1 protein-coding gene is annotated in these 20,070 nt (G+C 73.0%); it reads left to right on the forward strand.

The window, feature by feature from the left end:
* Window positions 1-88 precede the first annotated feature (88 nt).
* Window positions 89-20,068 carry an SDR family NAD(P)-dependent oxidoreductase gene (locus ABZV77_RS16010; protein ID WP_356256276.1) on the forward strand — a complete coding sequence of 6,660 codons (19,980 nt, stop codon included), beginning with the start codon at window positions 89-91 and terminating at the stop codon, window positions 20,066-20,068.
* Window positions 20,069-20,070: the final 2 nt, after the last annotated feature.

The following is a 20,070-nucleotide window of genomic DNA, read 5'->3' on the forward strand; positions in this document are numbered from 1 at the left end:
CGCCGCCCGTACCTGCACCTAAGCCTGGTCGACGACCACCGTCCTCTGGCCGAAGTCCATACCCGGGTCCGAAACAGATACTCGCCGTATGAAGGCATCCAGGTCAGACGAGCAGAGGACGGGCGAGCCCCGCGACACCGCGATAGCAGTGATCGGAGCCTCCTGCCGAGTGCCCTCGGCGTCGACTCCTGCGGAGTTCTGGCGACTGCTCTCGGAGGGGACCGACGCCGTCTCGGCCTGGCCCCAGGAGCGCGGTCCCGGCAGCCGGTCCTGGCGCGGCGGCTTCCTCGACGACGTCGCCTCCTTCGACGCCGCCTTCTTCGGCATCGGCCCCGACGAGGCGGCCGCCATGGACCCCCAGCAGCGCCTCGCGCTGGAGCTGGTGTGGGAGGCCATGGAGGACGCCGGTGTCCGCGACGAGCGGCTGCGCGGTTCCCGCACCGGTGTCTTCGTCGGCGTCTCCTCCGACGACTACGCGGGCCTCGCCGCCCGCGGCGGTACGCAGGGACCCGGCGGCGCACACGAGTTCACCGGCCGCCACCGCGCCGTCATCGCCAACCGCGTCTCCTGGCACCTCGGCCTGCGGGGCCCCAGTCTCGCCGTCGACGCCGCACAGGCCTCGTCGCTGGTCGCCGTCCACCTGGCCTGCGAGAGCATCCGCAACGGAGACGCCGACCTCGCCTTCGCGGCCGGGGTGAACCTGATCCTCTCGCCGGACAGCATGCGGACCACCGCGGCGCTCGGCGCGCTGTCCGCCAAGGGGCGCTGCGCCACCTTCGACGAGAACGCCGACGGGTTCGTACGCGGGGAGGGCGGGGGAGTCGTCCTCCTCAAGCCCCTGCACCGCGCCCTGGCGGACGGCGACCGCATCTACTGCGTCATCGAGGGCAGCGCCGTCAACAACGACGGCGGCGGCGAGCGCCTCACCGACCCCGACGCCGACGGCCAGCGTGACGTCCTGCGCCGGGCCTACGCGGATGCCGGGGTCAGCCCCGACACCGTCCAGTACGTCGAACTCCACGGCACCGGCACGCCGGTCGGCGACCCGGTCGAGGCGGAGGCCGTCGCCGACGTCATCGCGCGCGGTGGCGTGGGTGGCGACGCGGTGAGTGGCGACGCGGTGAGTGGCGACGCGGTGGGTGGCACTGGCAGCGGCGGGGGCCGGGAACCGCTGCGGGTCGGTTCGGTGAAGACGAACCTCGGTCACCTGGAGGCGGCCGCGGGCATCGTCGGCCTGCTCAAGGCCGCGCTGTCCCTGCGCCACCGCCGGCTGCCGCCCACCCTGCACTTCACCGCCCCCAACCCGGCGATCCCGCTGGCCGACCTGAACCTCAGCGTGCAGACCGCGCTGGCCGACTGGCCCGCACCCGACGAGCAACTCGTCGCGGGTGTCAGCTCGTTCGGGATCGGCGGCACCAACTGCCACGTCGTCCTGACGGAGGCGCCCGAGACGCCTGAGGCCGCGCGCCGCGACGCGCCGGAGCACCGCCCCGCGGCCGCCCGCCCCCAGCCCTGGGTCCTGTCGGCCCGCACCGGCGAGGCCCTCGACGCCCAGGCCGAACGCCTGCTCGCCCACATCGAGCGGCACCCGGACGCCGAAGCCGCCGATGGTGCCGAAGCCACCGAAGCCGCCTATGCAGCCGACATCGCCAGGTCGCTCGCGGCCGGACGGTCCACGTTCGAGCACCGCGCCGTAGTCGTCGGCAAGGACCGGGACGACTTCACTGCGGCCCTGGCGCACCTGCACGAGCAGGCCGTGAGCGGTGTCGCCGAGCCGGGCCGGACGGCTTTCCTGTTCTCCGGCGTCGGCTCCCACCGCGTCGGCATGGGGCGTGAACTGTACGAGACGTACCCGGTGTTCGCGGCGGCGCTCGACGAGGTGCTCGACCACTTCGTCCCCGGCCTCGACCTGCGCGCGGTGCTGCTCGGCGATGACGGCGATGACGACGACGGCGCGGCGGCCGCGGAGGCGCTCGACGGCATGCGGTACATGCAGCCCGCCCTCTTCGCCTTCCAGGTCGCCCTGTACCGCCTGGTCACCTCCTGGGGCGTCACCCCCGACCTGCTCGTCGGCCACTCCTTCGGCGAGATCGTCGCCGCCCACGTCTCCGGCGCCCTGCCGCTCGCCCACGCCGCCGCGCTCGTCGCCGCCCGCGGTGAACTCATGGAGCAACTGCCGCCCGGCGGCGCCATGATCGCGGTCGAGGCGACCGAGGAGGAGCTGCTCGCCGCCCTCGAAGGCGTCGACGACGTCTCGGTCGGCGTCATCAACGGGCCCCGCGCCGTGGTGCTCTCCGGCGCCGACGAGTCGGTCACCCGGATCGCGGGGGCGCTCGCCGCCCGCGGCCACCGCACCAGCAGGCTGCGGGTCAAGAACGCCGCCCACTCGCCGCTGATGGCCCCCATGCTGGACGAGTTCGCCCGCCGCATCCACGGCCTCGACGTCTCCGAGCCCGCCATCCCCATCGTCTCCACCGTCACCGGACAGACCGGCGCCGCGCTCACGGAGGAGTACTGGATCGGGCACCTCAGTGCCACCGTCCGCTTCCACGACGCGCTCACCACTTGCCGCGCGAAGGGCGTGACCCGGTTCGTCGAACTCGGCCCCGGCAGCGTGCTCACCCCGCTCGTCGCGACGACCGAGACGGAACTCGCGGTGGCGCTGCAGCACCGCGACCACCCCGAACCGCAGGCGCTGCTGACCGGCCTCGCCACGGCCTGGACCGCGGGCACCCCCGTCGACTGGGCGTCGGTCGTCGGCGACGCCCGCACCGTCGACCTGCCCACGTACGCGTTCCGGCGCCGCCGCCACTGGCTCGACGAACGCCCCGCCGCCGAAGAGGCCGAGCAGCACCTCAGCTCGGCGACGCTCGCCCTGCGCGAGAGCATCCGCAGCGAGCCCGACGGCTTCCTGGTCCGCCGCCTCGCCGACCACCTGACGGACCTCACCGGCACCGCGGCCGTCGACCCCGACGCGACCTTCCGCGACCTCGGCCTGGACTCCGTGCTCTCCGTCGAGCTGCGCAACCGCCTCGTCTCGGCGACCGGACTGCGGCTGCCCGCGAGCATCCTCTTCGACTATCCGACGCTGCGCGACCTCGCCGACCACCTGCACGAACGCATCGTCGGCGCCCTGGACCCGGCCCCGGACACCGCGGCCCCGGCCGCCACCGCCCCCACCGCGGCCGACGACGACCCCGTCGCGATCGTCGGCATGGCCTGCCGACTGCCCGGCGGCATCGACTCCCCGCAGCGGCTGTGGGAGGCGCTCGCCGACGGCGTGGACGCCACCTCCGACTTCCCCGACGACCGCGGCTGGGACCTGGCGAACCTCTACGACCCGGACCCGGCCCACCCCGGCACGACGTACACGCGTCGCGGCGGATTCCTGGCCGGTGCGGGGGACTTCGACGCGGAGTTCTTCGGAATCAGTCCGCGGGAGGCCGCGGCGATGGACCCGCAGCAGCGGCTCCTCCTGGAGACGGCGTGGGAGGCCCTGGAGCGGACCGGCATCGACCCGGACTCCCTGCGCCGCAGCAGGACCGGCGTCTTCGTCGGCGCCACGAACATGGAGTACGGGCCGCATCTCGACGCCCCGACCGACGGCACGGAGGGCTTCCGGCTCACCGGAAACACCTCCAGTGTGGCGTCGGGCCGCATCTCCTACCAGCTGGGTCTTGAGGGCCCGGCGATGACGATCGACACGGCCTGCTCTTCGTCGCTGGTCGCGCTGCACCTCGCGGTGCAGTCGGTGCGCAACGGCGAGTGCTCGATGGCCCTGGCGGGCGGTGCGACGGTGCTGTCCACGCCGGGCATGTTCGTCGAGTTCTCCCGCCAGCGCGGCCTCGCCGCCGACGGCCGCTGCAAGCCGTTCTCCGACGACGCGGACGGCACCGGCTGGGCCGAGGGCGTGGGCATGCTGGTCGTCGAGCGGCTCTCGGAGGCGCGTCGCCTCGGACATGACGTCCTGGCCGTGGTGCGGGGCAGTGCGGTGAACCAGGACGGCGGCAGCAATGGTCTGACGGCGCCGAACGGTCCCTCGCAGCAGCGCGTCATCCGTGACGCCCTCGCCAGCGCGCACCTGACGTCCGCGGACGTGGACGTGGTCGAGGCGCACGGCACCGGCACGTCCCTGGGCGACCCGATCGAGGCGCAGGCGCTGCTCGCCACGTACGGCCAAGGGCGCGACGTGGAACAGCCGTTGTGGCTGGGTTCCATCAAGTCCAACATCGGCCACACGCAGGCCGCCGCCGGTGTATCCGGTGTCATCAAGATGGTGCAGGCGATGCGCAACGGCGTCATGCCGCGCTCGCTGCATGCCGACACCCCCTCCCGGCACGTCGACTGGGAGTCCGGTGCCGTCAGCGTGCTGGCGTCCCGCCAGGAGTGGCCCGACCTGGAGCGGCCGCGCCGCTCGGCCGTGTCGTCCTTCGGCATCAGCGGCACGAATGCGCACGTGATCCTGGAGGCGGCTCCCGTGCTCGATGGGGGTTCCTCTGAGGATGAGTTGGCTCCCTCGGGTGTGGGTTCCGTGGTGGTGCCGTGGGTGTTGTCGGCGCGGAGTGAGGCGGCTCTTGCGGGGCAGGCGGAGCGGTTGCTTGCGCGGCTCGATGAGGGTGGGGCGCTGGGGCTGCGTGATGTGGGGTTCACGTTGGCGGGTGGGCGTGCGGTGTTGGAGCACCGTGCGGTCGTACTCGGCTCCGATCTTGGTGAACTGACCGCGGCTCTGGAGGAGTTGGCGGCCGGACGTCAGGCTTCGAGCGTGGTCTCGGGGCGTGCCGGGGCGAATGCCTCCGGTGGTGCGGTGTTCGTGTTCCCGGGGCAGGGCTCGCAGTGGGTGGGCATGGCCCAAGAGCTGTTGGAGTTCTCGCCGGTGTTTGCGGCGCGGATGGCTGAGTGTGGGGCGGCGCTGGAGCCGTTCGTGGATGGCTGGGGTTTGTTGGATGTCGTCCGGGAGGGCGATGAGGAGTTGCTGCGCCGGGTGGATGTGGTGCAGCCGGTGTTGTTCGCGGTGATGGTGTCGCTGGCGGAGTTGTGGCGCTCGCTGGGCGTACGTCCGGCCGCTGTGGTGGGGCATTCGCAGGGTGAGATCGCTGCTGCGTGTGTGGCGGGTGCGTTGTCGTTGGGTGATGCGGCGCGTGTGGTGGCTCTCCGGTCGCGGGTGATTGTGCGGTTGGCGGGTCGGGGCGGGATGGTGTCCGTTCTGGCGCCCGAGGCGCAGGTTGTGGGGCGGCTCACGGATGGCCTTCAGGTGGCTGTGGTCAATGGGCCTGAGCAGGTCGTGGTGTCGGGTTCGCCTGGCGAGCTGGATGCGTTCGTGGCTGCGTGTGAGGCCGATGGTGTTCAGGTGCGGCGGATCGCGGTGGATTACGCCTCGCACTCGCCCCAGGTCGAGGACCTGCGGGACGAGCTGCTGGACGTGCTCGGGGAGATCGAGCCGCGGAGCAGCCAGGTCCCGCTGTTCTCCACGGTCACCGGGGATGTCATCGATACGGCGGTGATGGGTGCGGAGTATTGGTTCACGAATCTGCGTCAGACCGTCCGTTTCGACTCCGCTCTGCAGAACCTGTTGGAGGCGGGGCATCGCGTCTTCGTCGAGTCGAGTCCGCATCCCGTGCTGGTCGGGGCGGTGACTCAGGCTGCCGAGGGCGAAGGGGTTGCCGGTGTGGCGGCCGTGGGGACGCTGCGGCGGGGTGAGGGGGGTCCGGCTCGGCTGCTGCAGAGTCTGGCCGAGGTGTTCGTCGCGGGTATCGAGGTGGACTGGTCGCCGTGGCTGGCGGGTGGTCGGCTGGTGGAGTTGCCGACGTACGCCTTCCAGCGTCGTCGTCACTGGCTGCCCGCGGGGCGGTCCGTGGTGGATGCGGCCGGGCTGGGGCTGCGGCCCGCCGGGCACCCGCTGCTCGGCGCCGCCGTGGCCCTCGCGCCGCAGGAAGGTCTCGTCCTCACCGGTCAGCTGTCGCTGAACACGTACCCGTGGCTGGAGGACCATGCCGTCTACGGCACTGTCATTCTGCCCGGAACCGCCTTCGTCGAGCTGGCGCTGCACGCCGGGAGCGAGGTCGGCTGCGCTGTCGTCGATGAGCTGACGCTTGAGCGGCCGCTCGTGCTGTCGCGGGGCGCGTCGACCTCCGTACAGGTGTCGGTGGGTGCCCCGGACGCGGCGGGCCATCGGACGATCTCCGTGCACTCGTACGTCCAGAACGCCGAAGGGGACCTGGACGCCGGGACGGAGTGGGTCCGGCATGCCGTGGGCGTGCTGGCCGATGGGGCGTCGGCCGAGGTGGAGCGGCTGGCGGGCGTGTGGCCGCCGGTCGGTGCCGAGCGGGTCGATGTCGCGGATGCGTACGAGACGCTGGCCGGTCTTGGATACGGCTACGGGCCGGTGTTCCAGGGGCTGCGCGCGGTGTGGCGCGACGGCGACGACCTGTTCGCCGATGTGCAGCTTCCGACGGAGGCCGATGAGTTCGGCGTCCACCCCGCGCTGCTGGACGCCGCGCTGCACCCGCTGCTCGCCGGGGAGATCGTCGTCCCCTTCTCGTGGAGTGGGGTGCGGCTGCATTCGGTCGGCGCTTCTGCGCTGCGGGTGCGGTTGTCGCGGGACGCGGATGGTGCCGTGCGGTTGGTGGCGTTCGATGGTGCGGGTCTGCCGGTGGTGTCGGTGGACGAGTTGCGGTTGCAGAAGATGTCGCAGGAGCAGTTGGGTGCGGCGGTGGGCGTCGGGGACCCGCTGTTCGAGGTGCGGTGGGTCGACGTACCGGTACCAAACCCGGGTTCGGGGGCGGACGGTTCCGACGTCGTCGTTGCTCATGTCGAGCCCGGCGGGGATGCCGGTGCACGGGTCGCCGAGGTGCTGGAGACGGTTCAGCGGTTCCTCGCCGAGTCGGCGGAGGAAGCCCGGCTGGTCGTGGTCACGCAGGGCGGGATGACGGGCGGCACACCGGATCCGGCGACGGCCGCGGTGTGGGGCCTGCTGCGTTCGGCGCAGGCGGAACAGCCCGGACGGATCGTCGTCGTCGACTTGCTGGACGGCGCCGAGAGCGAGGCGGCCGTCGCTTCGGCGCTGTTGAGTGGTGAGCCTCAACTCGCCGTCGAAGGAGCCAGGTTGCTGGCGCCTCGGGTCATGACTGTCTCTGCAGAGGCAGTCGACGCTCCGGAGTGGGACCCGGACGGCACCGTCCTGATCACGGGTGCGAGTGGCGCTCTGGGTGGGCTGTTCGCCCGGCATCTCGTGGCCGAGTACGGCGTACGTCACCTGCTGCTGGTCAGCCGTCGTGGCGCCGAGGGTTCCGGTGAGCTGGCCGCAGAGCTGTCCGCGGCCGGTGCGACGGTGACCTTCGCCGCCTGTGACGTGGCGGACCGGGACGGTCTGGCGGCGGCCCTCGCGGGGATCGCGGACGATCACCCGCTGACCGCCGTGATCCACGCCGCGGGCGTGCTGGACGACGGTGTCGTCACCGCGCTCACCGCTGAGCGGGTCGACACCGTGATGCGCCCGAAGGCCGAGGGCGCCAGGCTGCTCGACGAGCTGACGCGGGGCGCCGACTTGGCCGCGTTCGTCCTGTTCTCGTCCGCCGCCGGTGTGATGGGCACGGCAGGACAGGGCAACTATGCCGCCGCCAACGCCTACTTGGATGCACTGGCTCTTGCCCGCCGTGCCGAAGGGCTGGCGGCGACGTCGCTGGCCTGGGGCCTGTGGGCCAGCGACAGTGCGATGACCGCGCACCTCGACGAGGCCGACATAGCGCGGCTCTCCCGCAGCGGCCTGGGGTCCATGTCGACGTCCCAGGGCCTCGCCCTGTTCGACGCCGCGCTGGCGGTCGACCGGGCGACCATCGTCCCGGCCCGTTTCGACATGCCCGCGCTGCGCGGCCAGGCGGCGCAGGACCGGCTGCCCGCCGTGTTCAAGTCGGTCGTCCGCGCTCCCGTACGCCGGGCCGTCGCCCCCACCGCGGAGGAAGCCTCGTCGTGGGCCGCCGGGATGGCGGCGCTGGACGACGGCGAGCGCCAGGAGGCGCTGCTCGAACTCGTGCGTGGGCAGGTGTCGTTGGTCCTTGGGCTTGGTTCGGGTGCTTCGGTGGAGGCGGATCGTGCTTTCCGTGATCTGGGCTTCGACTCGCTGACGGGGCTTGAGCTGCGGCAGCGGTTGCAGACGGTGACGGGGTTGCGGCTGCCGTCGACGCTGGTGTTCGACTATCCGACGCCGACCGCGCTGGTCGGTTTCCTTGAGGAGGAGGTCGGAGGGACGGACGCGGGTCCTGTGGCGCCGGTCCCGGTGGCGGGGGCGGCCGCGGACGACGATCCGATCGTGATCGTGGGCATGGCCTGCCGTTTCCCTGGTGGCATCCGTTCTCCGCAGGAGCTGTGGCAGGCCACTCTCGACGGCCTCGACGCCATCTCCGACTTCCCCGTCGACCGCGGCTGGGACCTGGCGAACCTCTTCGACCCGGACCCCGGCCACGTCGGTACGAGCTACTCCCGCCGGGGTGGATTCCTGTCCGGAGTAGGGGACTTCGACGCGGAGTTCTTCGGGATCAGTCCGCGGGAGGCCGCGGCGATGGACCCGCAGCAGCGGTTGCTCCTGGAGACGGCGTGGGAGGCCCTGGAGCGGACCGGCATCGATCCGGACTCCCTGCGCGGCAGCAGGACCGGCGTCTTCACCGGTCTCATGTACCACGACTACGGGACCTGGCTCGGCGAGGCGACCGAGGACGTCGAGGGCCTGATGATCACCGGCAACAGCGGTGGTGTGGCGTCGGGCCGCATCTCGTACCAGCTGGGTCTTGAAGGCCCGGCGATGACGATCGACACGGCGTGCTCGTCGTCGCTGGTTGCTCTGCACCTTGCGGTGCAGGCGCTGCGCAACGGCGAGTGCACCCTTGCCCTGGCGGGCGGTGTGACGGTGATGTCGACGCCCACGACGTTCGTGGAGTTCTCGCGGCAGCGGGCGATGTCCGTGGACGGCCGGTGCAAGGCGTTCTCCGACGATGCCGATGGTGCGGGGTGGGCCGAAGGTGTCGGTCTGCTGGTCGTCGAGCGGCTCTCCGAGGCGCGTCGCCTCGGGCATCACGTCCTGGCCGTGGTGCGGGGCAGCGCGGTGAACCAGGACGGCGGCAGCAATGGTCTGACGGCGCCGAACGGTCCCTCGCAGCAGCGTGTCATCCGTGACGCGTTGGCGGGCGCACGGCTGACCACGGCCGACGTCGACGCCGTCGAGGCGCACGGCACCGGTACCGCACTCGGCGACCCGATCGAGGCGCAGGCGCTGCTCGCTACGTACGGTCAAGGGCGGAACGAGGAGCGGCCGTTGTGGCTGGGCTCCATCAAGTCCAACATCGGCCACACACAGGCCGCGGCGGGTGTCGCGGGCATCATCAAGATGGTGCAGGCCATGCGCAACGGCGTCATGCCGCGCACGCTGCACGCCGACACCCCCTCCCACCACGTCGACTGGACCTCCGGGCAGGTCAGGCTCCTCACCGAGAACCAGGACTGGCCGGAGCTCGACCGCCCGCGCCGCTCCGGTGTGTCGTCCTTCGGCATCGGCGGGACGAACGCGCACGTGATCCTGGAGGCGGCCCCGGTCGAGGAGACCGTGCCGACCGCGCCCCCGGCTCTGCCCGAGGCGCCTGCGGTCGTGGCTGCTCCGGTGGTGCCGTGGGTGTTGTCGGCGCGGAGCGAGGCGGCTCTGGCGGAGCAGGCGGCCCGCGTACAGGCACACCTTGATGAGGGTGGTGCGCTGGGGCTGCGTGATGTGGGGTTCACGTTGGCGGGTGGGCGTGCGGTACTGGAGCACCGTGCGGTCGTACTCGGCGATGACGTGAGCGAACTGACCGCTGCTCTAGGTGAGTTGGCTGCCGGGCGTGAGGCTCCGGGCGTTGTGACGGGGCGTGCCGGGGCGAATTCCTCCGGTGGTGCGGTGTTCGTGTTCCCGGGGCAGGGCTCGCAGTGGGTGGGTATGGCCCGGGAGCTGTTGGAGTCGTCACCGGTCTTCGCGGGGCGGATGGCTGAGTGTGGGGCGGCGTTGGAGCCGTTCGTGGATGGCTGGGGTTTGTTGGATGTCGTCCGGGAGGGCGATGAGGAGTTGTTGCGCCGGGTGGATGTGGTGCAGCCGGTGTTGTTTGCGGTGATGGTGTCGCTGGCGGAGTTGTGGCGCTCGCTGGGGGTGCGTCCTGCTGCTGTGGTGGGGCATTCGCAGGGTGAGATCGCTGCTGCGTGTGTGGCGGGTGCGTTGAGCCTGGGTGATGCGGCGCGTGTGGTGGCTTTGCGGTCGCGGGCGATTGTGCGGTTGGCGGGTCGGGGCGGGATGGTGTCCGTTCTGGCGCCCGAGGCTCAGGTCGTGGGGCGGCTCACGGACGGCCTTCAGGTGGCTGTGGTCAATGGGCCTGAGCAGGTTGTGGTGTCGGGTTCGCCTGGCGAGCTGGATGCGTTCGTGGCTGCGTGTGAGGCCGATGGTGTTCAGGTGCGGCGGATCGCGGTGGATTACGCCTCGCACTCGCCGCAGGTCGAGGACCTGCGGGACGAGCTGCTGGACGTGCTCGGGGAGATCGAGCCGCGGAGCAGCCAGGTCCCGCTGTTCTCCACCGTCACCGGTGATGTGATCGACACGGCGGTGATGGGTGCGGAGTATTGGTTCACGAATCTGCGTCAGACCGTCCGTTTCGACTCCGCCCTGCAGAACCTCCTGGAGGCCGGACACCGCGTCTTCGTCGAATCCAGCCCCCACCCGGTGCTGGTCGGGGCAGTGACCCAGGCCGCCGAGGGCGAAGGCGTGTCCCAGGTGACCGCCGTGGGGACGCTGCGCCGCAATGAAGGGGGTCCGGCTCGGCTGCTGCAGAGTCTGGCCGAGGTGTTCGTGGCCGGTGTCGACGTGGACTGGTCGCCTTGGGTGGCGGGCGGTGAACTCGTCGAGCTGCCGACGTACGCCTTCCAGCGTCGTCGTCACTGGCTGCCCGCGGGGCGGTCCGTGGTGGACGCGGCCGGGCTCGGGCTGCGGCCCGCCGGGCACCCGCTGCTCGGCGCCGCCGTCCGGCTCGCAGGTGGCGATGACGTCGTCCTCACCGGGCGCCTGTCCCGCTCCACTCACCCGTGGCTCGACGACCACGGGGTCTTCGGCACCGTCCTGCTCCCGGGTACCGCGTTCATCGAGATGACGCTCCGCGCCGCCGACGAGGTCGGCTGCGATGTCATCGAGGAGCTGACGCTTGAGCGGCCGCTCGTGCTGTCGGCGGATGCCCAGGTGTCGGTGCAGGTGTCGGTGGGGGCGCCGGACGGCGACGGGCGCCGGACGGTTTCCGTGCACTCCCAGGTCCAGGACGCCGACGCCGACGTGACCGGGGGAGCGGACTGGGTGCGGCACGCCGTCGGGGTGCTCGCGGACGCCGGTCTCGTCCCGTCGGTGGAGCGGCTGGCGGGCGTGTGGCCGCCGGTCGGTGCCGAGCGGGTCGATGTCGCGGATGCGTACGAGACGCTGGCCGGTCTTGGATACGGCTACGGGCCGGTGTTCCAGGGTCTGCGCGCGCTGTGGCGCGACGGCGACGACCTGCTCGCCGAGGTCCAGTTGCCCGTGGACGCCGATGAGTTCGGCATCCATCCGGCACTCCTCGACGCCGCCCTGCATCCGCTGCCCTCGGGCGACCTGTGGGTGCCCTTCTCGTGGAGCGGGGTGCGGCTGTACTCGGTCGGTGCTTCTGCGCTGCGGGTGCGGTTGTCTCGTGACGCGGATGGTGCCGTGCGGTTGGCGGCGTTCGATGGTGCGGGTCTGCCGGTGGTGTCGGTGGACGAGTTGCGGTTGCAGAAGATGTCGCAGGAGCAGTTGGGTGCGGCGGTCGCTGCCGGGGACCCGCTGTTCGAGGTGCGATGGGTCGACGTACCGGTACCGAGCCCGGCTGCAGGGTCGGGGGCGGACGCTTCCGGTGGGCTTCCGTCCGGCGTCGTCGTCGCCCATGTCGAGCCCGGCGGCGATGTCCGTACGAGCGTGGCCGGAGTACTGGAGACGGTCCAGGACTTCCTCGCCGCGTCGGCCGACGACGAGGGCTCCCGGCTCGCCGCCGTCACCCGGGGCGACATCGCCACTCGTCCCGACCCGGCCACCGCGGCCGTATGGGGCCTGCTGCGCTCGGCGCAGACCGAGCACCCCGGACGCATCGTGGTCGTCGACGTCTCGGCGAAGGGTGCGCCGGAGTCGGCACTCAGCGCCGCCCTGGCTTCCGGCGAGCCACAACTCGCCCACATCGAAGACAAGTTGACTGCGCCGCGACTGGTGACGGTCGACTCCGAAGCCGCGTCGGCTACCTCATCTGCGTCATCTGCGTCATCTGCGTCATCTGCGTCATCTGAGTCGTCTGCGTCGTCGGCACCGCCCACGCCGCCCGCCCCCGAGTGGAACCCGGACGGCACCGCCCTGATCACCGGAGCCGGTGGATCCCTGGGGCGACTCGTCGCCCGGCACCTCGTGGCCGAGTACGGCGTACGTCACCTGCTGCTGGTCAGCCGTCGTGGCGCCGAGGGTTCCGAGGAGCTGGCCGCCGAACTGGCCGCGCTCGGCGCCACGGTGACCTTCGCCGCCTGCGACGTCGCGGACCGGGACGGTCTGGCGGAGGCCCTTGCGGGGATCGCGGACGACCACCCGCTGACCGCCGTGATCCACGCCGCCGGTGTTCTCGACGACGGCGTACTCACCGCCCTGACCCCCGACCGCCTCGACACCGTCATGCGTCCGAAGGTCGACGGAGCCCGCCTCCTGGACGAGCTGACGCGGGGCGCCGACCTGGCCGCGTTCGTCCTGTTCTCGTCCGCCGCCGGTGTGATGGGCACGGCAGGCCAGGCCAACTACGCCGCCGCCAACGCCTACTTGGACGCCCTCGCCCACGCCCGCCGTGCCGAAGGGCTGGCGGCGACCTCGCTGGCCTGGGGCCTGTGGGCAGGCGGCGACAGCGCGATGACCGCGCACCTCGACGAGACCGACATCGCCCGGCTCACCCGGGGCGGGCTCGCCCCGATGTCCGCCGCGCAGGGGCTCGCCCTGTTCGACGCGGCACTCGCCGCCGACCGCGCCAACCTGTTTCCGGCCCGCCTCGACCTGCCCGCGCTGCGCAGCCAGGCGGCGCAGGACCGGCTGCCCGCGGTGTTCAAGTCGCTCGTCCGCGCCCCGGCGCGCCGCGCGGCGGCCGCCGTCGGGGCCGGGCAGTCCTCCTCGTGGGTCGCCGACATGGCGGCGCTGGACAGCGCGAGGAGGGACGAGGCGCTGCTCGAACTCGTGCGTGGGCAGGTGTCGTTGGTCCTTGGGCTCGGTTCGGGTGCTTCGGTGGAGGAGGATCGCGCCTTCCGTGATCTGGGCTTCGACTCGCTGACGGGGCTTGAGCTGCGGCAGCGGTTGCAGACGGTGACGGGGCTGCGGCTGCCGTCGACGTTGGTGTTCGACTATCCGACGCCGACCGCGCTGGTCGGTTTCCTCCAGGAGGAGGTCGGGGGGACGGACGCGGGTCCGGTGGCGCCGTTCGTGTTGGCGGGAGCGGCTGCGGACGACGATCCGATCGTGATCGTGGGCATGGCCTGCCGCTTCCCTGGCGGCATCCGTTCTCCGCAGGAGCTGTGGCAGGCGACCCTCGACGGCCTCGACGCCATCTCCGACTTCCCCGTCGACCGCGGCTGGGACATCGCCGACCTCTACGACCCCGACCCCGACCGGGCCGGAAAGACGTACTCCCGACGCGGCGGCTTCCTGCACGACGCCGCCGTGTTCGAGGCCGAGTTCTTCGGGATCAGTCCGCGGGAGGCCGCGGCGATGGACCCGCAGCAGCGGCTGCTCCTGGAGACGGCGTGGGAGGCCCTGGAGCGGACCGGCATCGACCCGGACTCCCTGCGCGGCAGCAGGACCGGCGTCTTCACCGGACTGATGCCGATGGAGTACGGCCCGCCGCTGCACGAGCCGGTCGAGGGCATGGACGGCTTCCGCATGCTGGGCAGCGCGTCCAGCGTGGCATCGGGCCGCATCTCGTACCAGCTCGGGCTCGAAGGCCCGGCGATGACCATCGACACGGCCTGCTCGTCGTCGCTGGTTGCCCTGCACCTCGCGGTGCAGGCGCTGCGCAACGGCGAGTGCACCCTTGCCCTGGCGGGCGGTGTGACCGTGATGTCGACGCCCACGACGTTCGTGGAGTTCTCGCGGCAGCGGGCGATGTCGGTGGACGGCCGGTGCAAGGCCTTCTCCGATGACGCCGATGGTGCGGGCTGGGCCGAAGGCGTCGGTCTGCTGGTCGTCGAGCGGCTCTCCGAGGCGCGTCGCCTCGGGCACCAAGTCCTGTCCGTCGTACGAGGTTCCGCGGTGAACCAGGACGGCGGCAGCAACGGCATGACCGCCCCCAACGGGCCGTCGCAGCAGCGTGTCATCCGTGACGCGCTTGCCAGCGCGCGTCTGACGTCCGCGGACGTGGACGTGGTCGAGGCGCACGGCACCGGCACCTCGCTGGGCGACCCGATCGAGGCGCAGGCGCTGCTCGCCACGTACGGCCAAGGGCGGGACGAGGAGCGGCCGTTGTGGCTGGGCTCCATCAAGTCCAACATCGGGCACACGCAGGCCGCTGCCGGTGTCGCGGGCATCATCAAGATGGTGCAGGCCATGCGGCACGGCGTCATGCCGCGCACGCTGCACGCCGACACCCCCTCCCGGCACGTCGACTGGGAGTCCGGTGCCGTCAGCGTGCTGGCGTCCCAGCAGGAGTGGCCCGAGCTGGCGCGGCCGCGCCGCTCGGCCGTCTCGTCCTTCGGCATCAGCGGGACGAACGCGCACGTGATCCTCGAAGCGGCGCCCGAGGAGGCCCCTGAGGAGGCCCCCGAGGAGGCCTCGGCCCCGCACGCCGGGCAGGCCCCGGATACCGAGCTGGCTCAGGAAGCCCCGGTCATCCCCTGGACCCTGTCGGCCAGGACGGCCGACGGACTGCGCCGACAGGCCGCACGCCTGCTCGACCGGGTCGCCGGGGACGACACCGTCGACCCGCGCGACGTCGGCCACACCCTGGCCACGGGCCGGGCGTTGATGGACCACCGTGCCGTCGTCCTGGGCGCCGGACGCGACGACCTGACCGACGCGCTGGCCGCCCTCGCCCGTGGCGAGGACACGCCCGCCGCCGTCACCGGGGCCGTTCCGGCCGTCGGTGCGGGCGGGCTCGCGCTGGTCTTCTCCGGGCAGGGCTCCCAGCGGGCCGGTATGGGGCAGGAGCTGTACGCGCGGTACCCCGTCTTCGCGGAGGCCTTCGACGCCGTGTGCGCCGCGGTCGACGCGCACCTCGACGGGTACGCCGAACACCCGCTGCGTGACGTCGTGTTCGCGCCCGGCGACTCGCCGCTCGCGCCGCTGCTGCAGCAGAGCATGTACACCCAGACCGGCCTGTTCGCCCTTGAGGTCGGCCTTCTCGAACTGCTCAGGGACTGGGGAGTCACCCCCGGACATGTCATGGGCCACTCCCTCGGAGAGATCACCGCGGCGTACGCGGCGGAAGTGCTGTCGCTGTCCGACGCCTGCGCCCTCGTCGCGGCGCGCGGACGGCTGATGCAGGCCCTGCCGGAGGGCGGGGCGATGGTGGCCGTCGCGGCGGACGAGGAGGCGACCCGGGCGTACATCGAGCGGGCCGGGCTGACCGACTCCGTCGGGATCGCCGCCGTCAACGGTCCGGAGGCCGTCGTCGTCTCGGGCGACGAGTCCGCCGCCCTCGCCGTCGCCGACCACTTCCGGTCCGCGGGCCACCGCGTGCACCGCCTCGCGGTCTCGCACGCCTTCCACTCGCACCGCATGGACGCCATGCTCGACGAGTTCGCCGAGGCGATCTCCGGTCTGTCGTTCAACGCGCCCCGGATACCCGTGATCTCGAACGTCACCGGCGGCCCCGTCGACGCCGAGCGCCTGTGCACCGCCCGGTACTGGGTGGAGCACGTCCGCGGTGCCGTCCGCTTCGCCGACGGCGTGCGCGCCCTCGCCGAGCACGGCGTCCGCGCCTTCCTCGAGGTCGGCGCCGACGCCGCGGTGACCCCGATGGCGCACGCCACGCTCGACGAGTGCCTCGGGGACGACGGATACGTCGCCGTGGCGGCCCTCAAGTCCGGTCAGGACGAGGCCTTCGCCCTGACCCGGGCCGTCGCCGAGACGTTCGTGGCCGGTACGCCGGTGCAGTGGCACCGGCTGCTGCCGGGCGGCCGCCGCACCGACCTGCCGGGCTACGCCTTCGCGGGGCAGCGCTACTGGCAGGACGCCACCACGTCGACGGTCGGCATCCGGGCCGCGGGCCTCACCGGCACCCGGCACCCGCTGCTCGGCGCCGCCGTGCACCTGCCCGACGGGCAGACGGTGCTGACCGGCCGCATCCTGCCCGGCGCCCACCCCTGGCTCGCCGACCACGCGATCGGCGGCACGGTACTGCTGCCCGGCACCGCCTTCCTCGACCTGGCGCTGCACGCGGGCGCCGAGACGGGGTGCCCCGTCGTCGAGGAACTGACCCTCCAGGCGCCGCTGGTGCTGCCCGCCGACACCGCCGTCTACCTCCAGGTCGTCGTCGGCGCCCCCGACACGGGGGGCCGCCGCACGGTCACCGTCCACTCCTCGGCCGCCCCGGCCTCCGGCACCGAGCCGCAGGTCCAGCACGCGACGGGCACCCTGGCCGACGCACCCGCGGAGCCGGGCGACGGGTGGGACGCGCCGCCCGCCGACGCCGAGCGGATACCCGTCGACGGCCTCTACGCCGACCTGGCCGCGCGCGGCTACGGCTACGGGCCCGTCTTCCAGGGCCTGCGCACCGCGTGGCGCACGGCGGACGCGCTCTACGCGGAGGCGGAACTGCCCGCGCAGCCGGGCGCGTTCGGGATCCACCCGGCGCTCCTCGACGCGGCGCTGCACGCCGTCACGCTCGGTGTGCCGTCGCTGTCCGGTGGCGGGTCCGGCGCTGGATCCGGCGCCGACGGGTCGCGGCCGTTGCTCCCCTTCTCGTGGACGGGTGTGACGCTGCACGCGGCCGGGGCAGGAGCGGTACGGGTCCGGCTCACCGCCACCGCCGACGGGGCCGTCTCCCTGATCGCCGTCGACACCGCGGGGCAGCCCGTCGTCACCGTGGAGGCGCTGCTGCTGCGGCCGATGTCCGCGGCCACGGCGCCCGGCAGCGACGGCGGACTCCACCTGCGCTGGCGCCCGCTGACCGTTCCGGAGACGGGGGCAGGGGCGTCCGTGCCCGGCGCGTCCGTGCCCGGCGTCACCGTTGTCGGCGTCGAGCCCGGCGGCGACGTATCCGCCCGCCTGACCGAGGTGCTCGGACGCGTCCAGCGCTTCTTCGCCGATACGGCCGACGCCGACCACGGCGACGGACGGCTCGTCGTGGTCACCCGGGGCGACATGACGGGCCGCCCCGACCCGGCCACCGCCGCCGTGTGGGGCCTGATCCGGGCGGCCAGGGCCGAACACCCCGGACGTCTGCTGCTCGTCGACCTCGTCGACACGGACGCCCGGTCCGCCGACGCCGTCGCGGCGGCCGTCGCCACCGGCGAGCCCGAACTCGCCTGGCGCGACGGGCAGGCGTACGTGCCCCGGCTCAGCCGGACCGCCCCCGATCTGCTCCCGCTGCCGGACGACGCGTCCGAGTGGCGCCTTGAGACGACGACCGGTGAAGGCGACCACTCCGCAGGCCTCAACGGTCTCGACGGCCTTGACGGCCTTGACGGCCTTGCCCTCGTACCGGCCCCCGCCGCGCCCCTCGGCCCGCAGGAGATCCGGGTGGCGATGCGCGCCGCCGCCATCGGCCCCGACGACCTGACCGACGGGGACCGGACGCCCGGCGTCGAAGGCGCCGGTGTCGTGACCGAGCTCGGCGCGGCGGTCACGGGAGCGGCCGTCGGCGACCGTGTCTGGGGCGTCTTCCCCGAGGGCGGCGCCCTCGCCCGGACCGCGGTCACCGACCACCGGTCCGTCGCCCCCCTGCCGCGGGCCCTGACGTTCGCCGAGGCCGCCGCGGCGGCCACCCCGTACCTCGCCGCCTGGCACGCCCTGGTGGACGAGGGCGGAGTGCGGGCGGGGGAGCGGGTGCTGGTCCACGCGGCCGCCGACCCCGTCGGCCTCGCCGCGGTCCAGATCGCCCGGCACCTGGGCGCCGAGGTGTACGCCGCGGCGCCGCAGGCCGCCCACGGAGTCCTGCGCGGCCTCGGCCTCGACGGCACCCACCTCACCGGACCCGGGCCCGGCGACATCGCACAGGGGGTTCCGGCAGGGCTCGACCTCGTACTGGATCCGCACCGCAGCACCGGCGCCGAGGTGTCGGCCGCCCTGCTGCTCGCCGCCGAAGGACGGTTCGTGGCCGCCGACGCGCGCGCCGCGCTCACCGTCCCCGACGCCGGGCGGCGGCAGGCGGTCCTCGCCGAACTCTCCGGCCTGCTCGACTCCGGGGCGCTGCGGGCGCTGCCGGTCACGGCCCACGACATACGGTCGGCCGCGGCGGCGTTCCGAGGCCTGTCCGAGGATCTGTCCGAGGGACGGTCCGAGGGCCTGTCCGAGGCCACGGACGGCGAGCGGCTCCGCCCCACGGGCCGAACCGTCCTGACCGTCCCGCGCCCGATCGACCCGGCCGGCACAGTCGTCGTCACCGGCGCGAGCGGCACCCTCGGACGGCTCGTCCTGCGCCGTCTGGTCGCCGAACACGGCGTGCGCAACGTCCTGCTGCTCAGCCGCAGCGGCACCGAGGCGCCCCGTGACCTCCTGGACGTCCTCGACGCCCTGGAGGTCGGGGACGACGGCATCCGGATCCGTTCCGTGGCCTGCGACGTGGCCGACCGCGAGCAACTCGCCGCGGCCCTCGCGGCCATCCCCGAAGAGCATCCGCTGACCGCGGTGGTGCACACCGCGGGCGTCCTGGACGACGGGGTTCTCGCGGCCCTCACACCGGAGCGCCTCGCCACCGTGCTGCGGCCGAAGGCGGACGCGGTACGGGTCCTGCACGACCTGACCGCCGACGCGGACCTCGCGGCCTTCGTGGTGTTCTCCTCGGTCGCCGGAGTGTTCGGCTCGGCGGGGCAGGCCAACTACGCCGCCGCCAACGCCTATCTGGACGCGTACGCCGCCCGCAGGCACGCGGCGGGCGCCCCTGCGGTCTCCGTCGCCTGGGGCATGTGGGCGCAGACCAGCTCGATGACGGCCGGTCTGGGCGCCGCCGACCTCGGCCGGATCGCCCGCACCGGGCTGCTGCCCACCTCCACCGAGGAGGGCCTCGCCGCCTTCGACCTGGCGCTGACCGCGGCCACACCCCACCTCGTCCCGGTACGCGTCGACACCGCCGCGCTCCGGACGGCGGACACCGTGCCGCCGCTGCTGCGGGACCTGGCGCCCGCCCCGCAGCGCAGGACCGCGTCGAGTGCGCCGACGGCACCCGCCGAGTCGCTGGAGAGCAAGCTGCGCGGCCTCCCGGCCGAGCAGCGCACCGCACTCCTGCTCGATCTCGTCCTTGCGGACGTCGCCCAGGTGCTCGGGCACGGCGACCCGCGCGGCCTCTCCGCCGACGGGGCGTTCCGCGACCTCGGGTTCGACTCGCTGACCGCGGTGGAACTCCGTAACAGGATCAGCGGCCGGGTCGGCGTGAAGCTCACCGCGACCGCGGTGTTCGACCACCCGAGCCCGCGCGCCCTGGTCGACCACATCGCCGCCCGGCTCACCCCGGCCCCGGCACCGGCCCCGGCACCAGCGCAGGAAGCGGCTCCGGACACCGAACAGCCCGGCTACGAAGGGATCCTGGCCGACCTGGCCAGGATCGGGACCAGGCTCAACGGGCTGCACCTCACCGGCGGCCAGCGTGCCGCCCTGGCCGAGACCGTCCGCTGCCTGGCCGAACACCCGGCGCAGGGGCACCCCGCCCCGGCCGACGAAGAGCCGGACCCCGCGGACCTGGAAGCCGCCACGGCCGCGGAGGTCCTCGACTTCGTCACCAAGAACCTCGGCATCTCCATCACCGGCGAGTCCATGCCCGACACGCCCGACACGCCCGACACATCCGCCACACCTGCCGTATCCGGCATACCGGCCATACCCGCCATAGACCAGAGTTGAGA

Origin of the sequence: Streptomyces sp. NPDC004732, from assembly GCF_040609235.1 — a bacterium.
Lineage (GTDB): Bacteria > Actinomycetota > Actinomycetes > Streptomycetales > Streptomycetaceae > Streptomyces.

What these genes read in the sequence shown, in the direction of transcription:
- ABZV77_RS16010 (WP_356256276.1), top strand. Translation starts at nt 89, where the DNA reads ATGAAGGCATCCAGGTCAGACGAGCAGAGGACGGGCGAGCCCCGCGAC.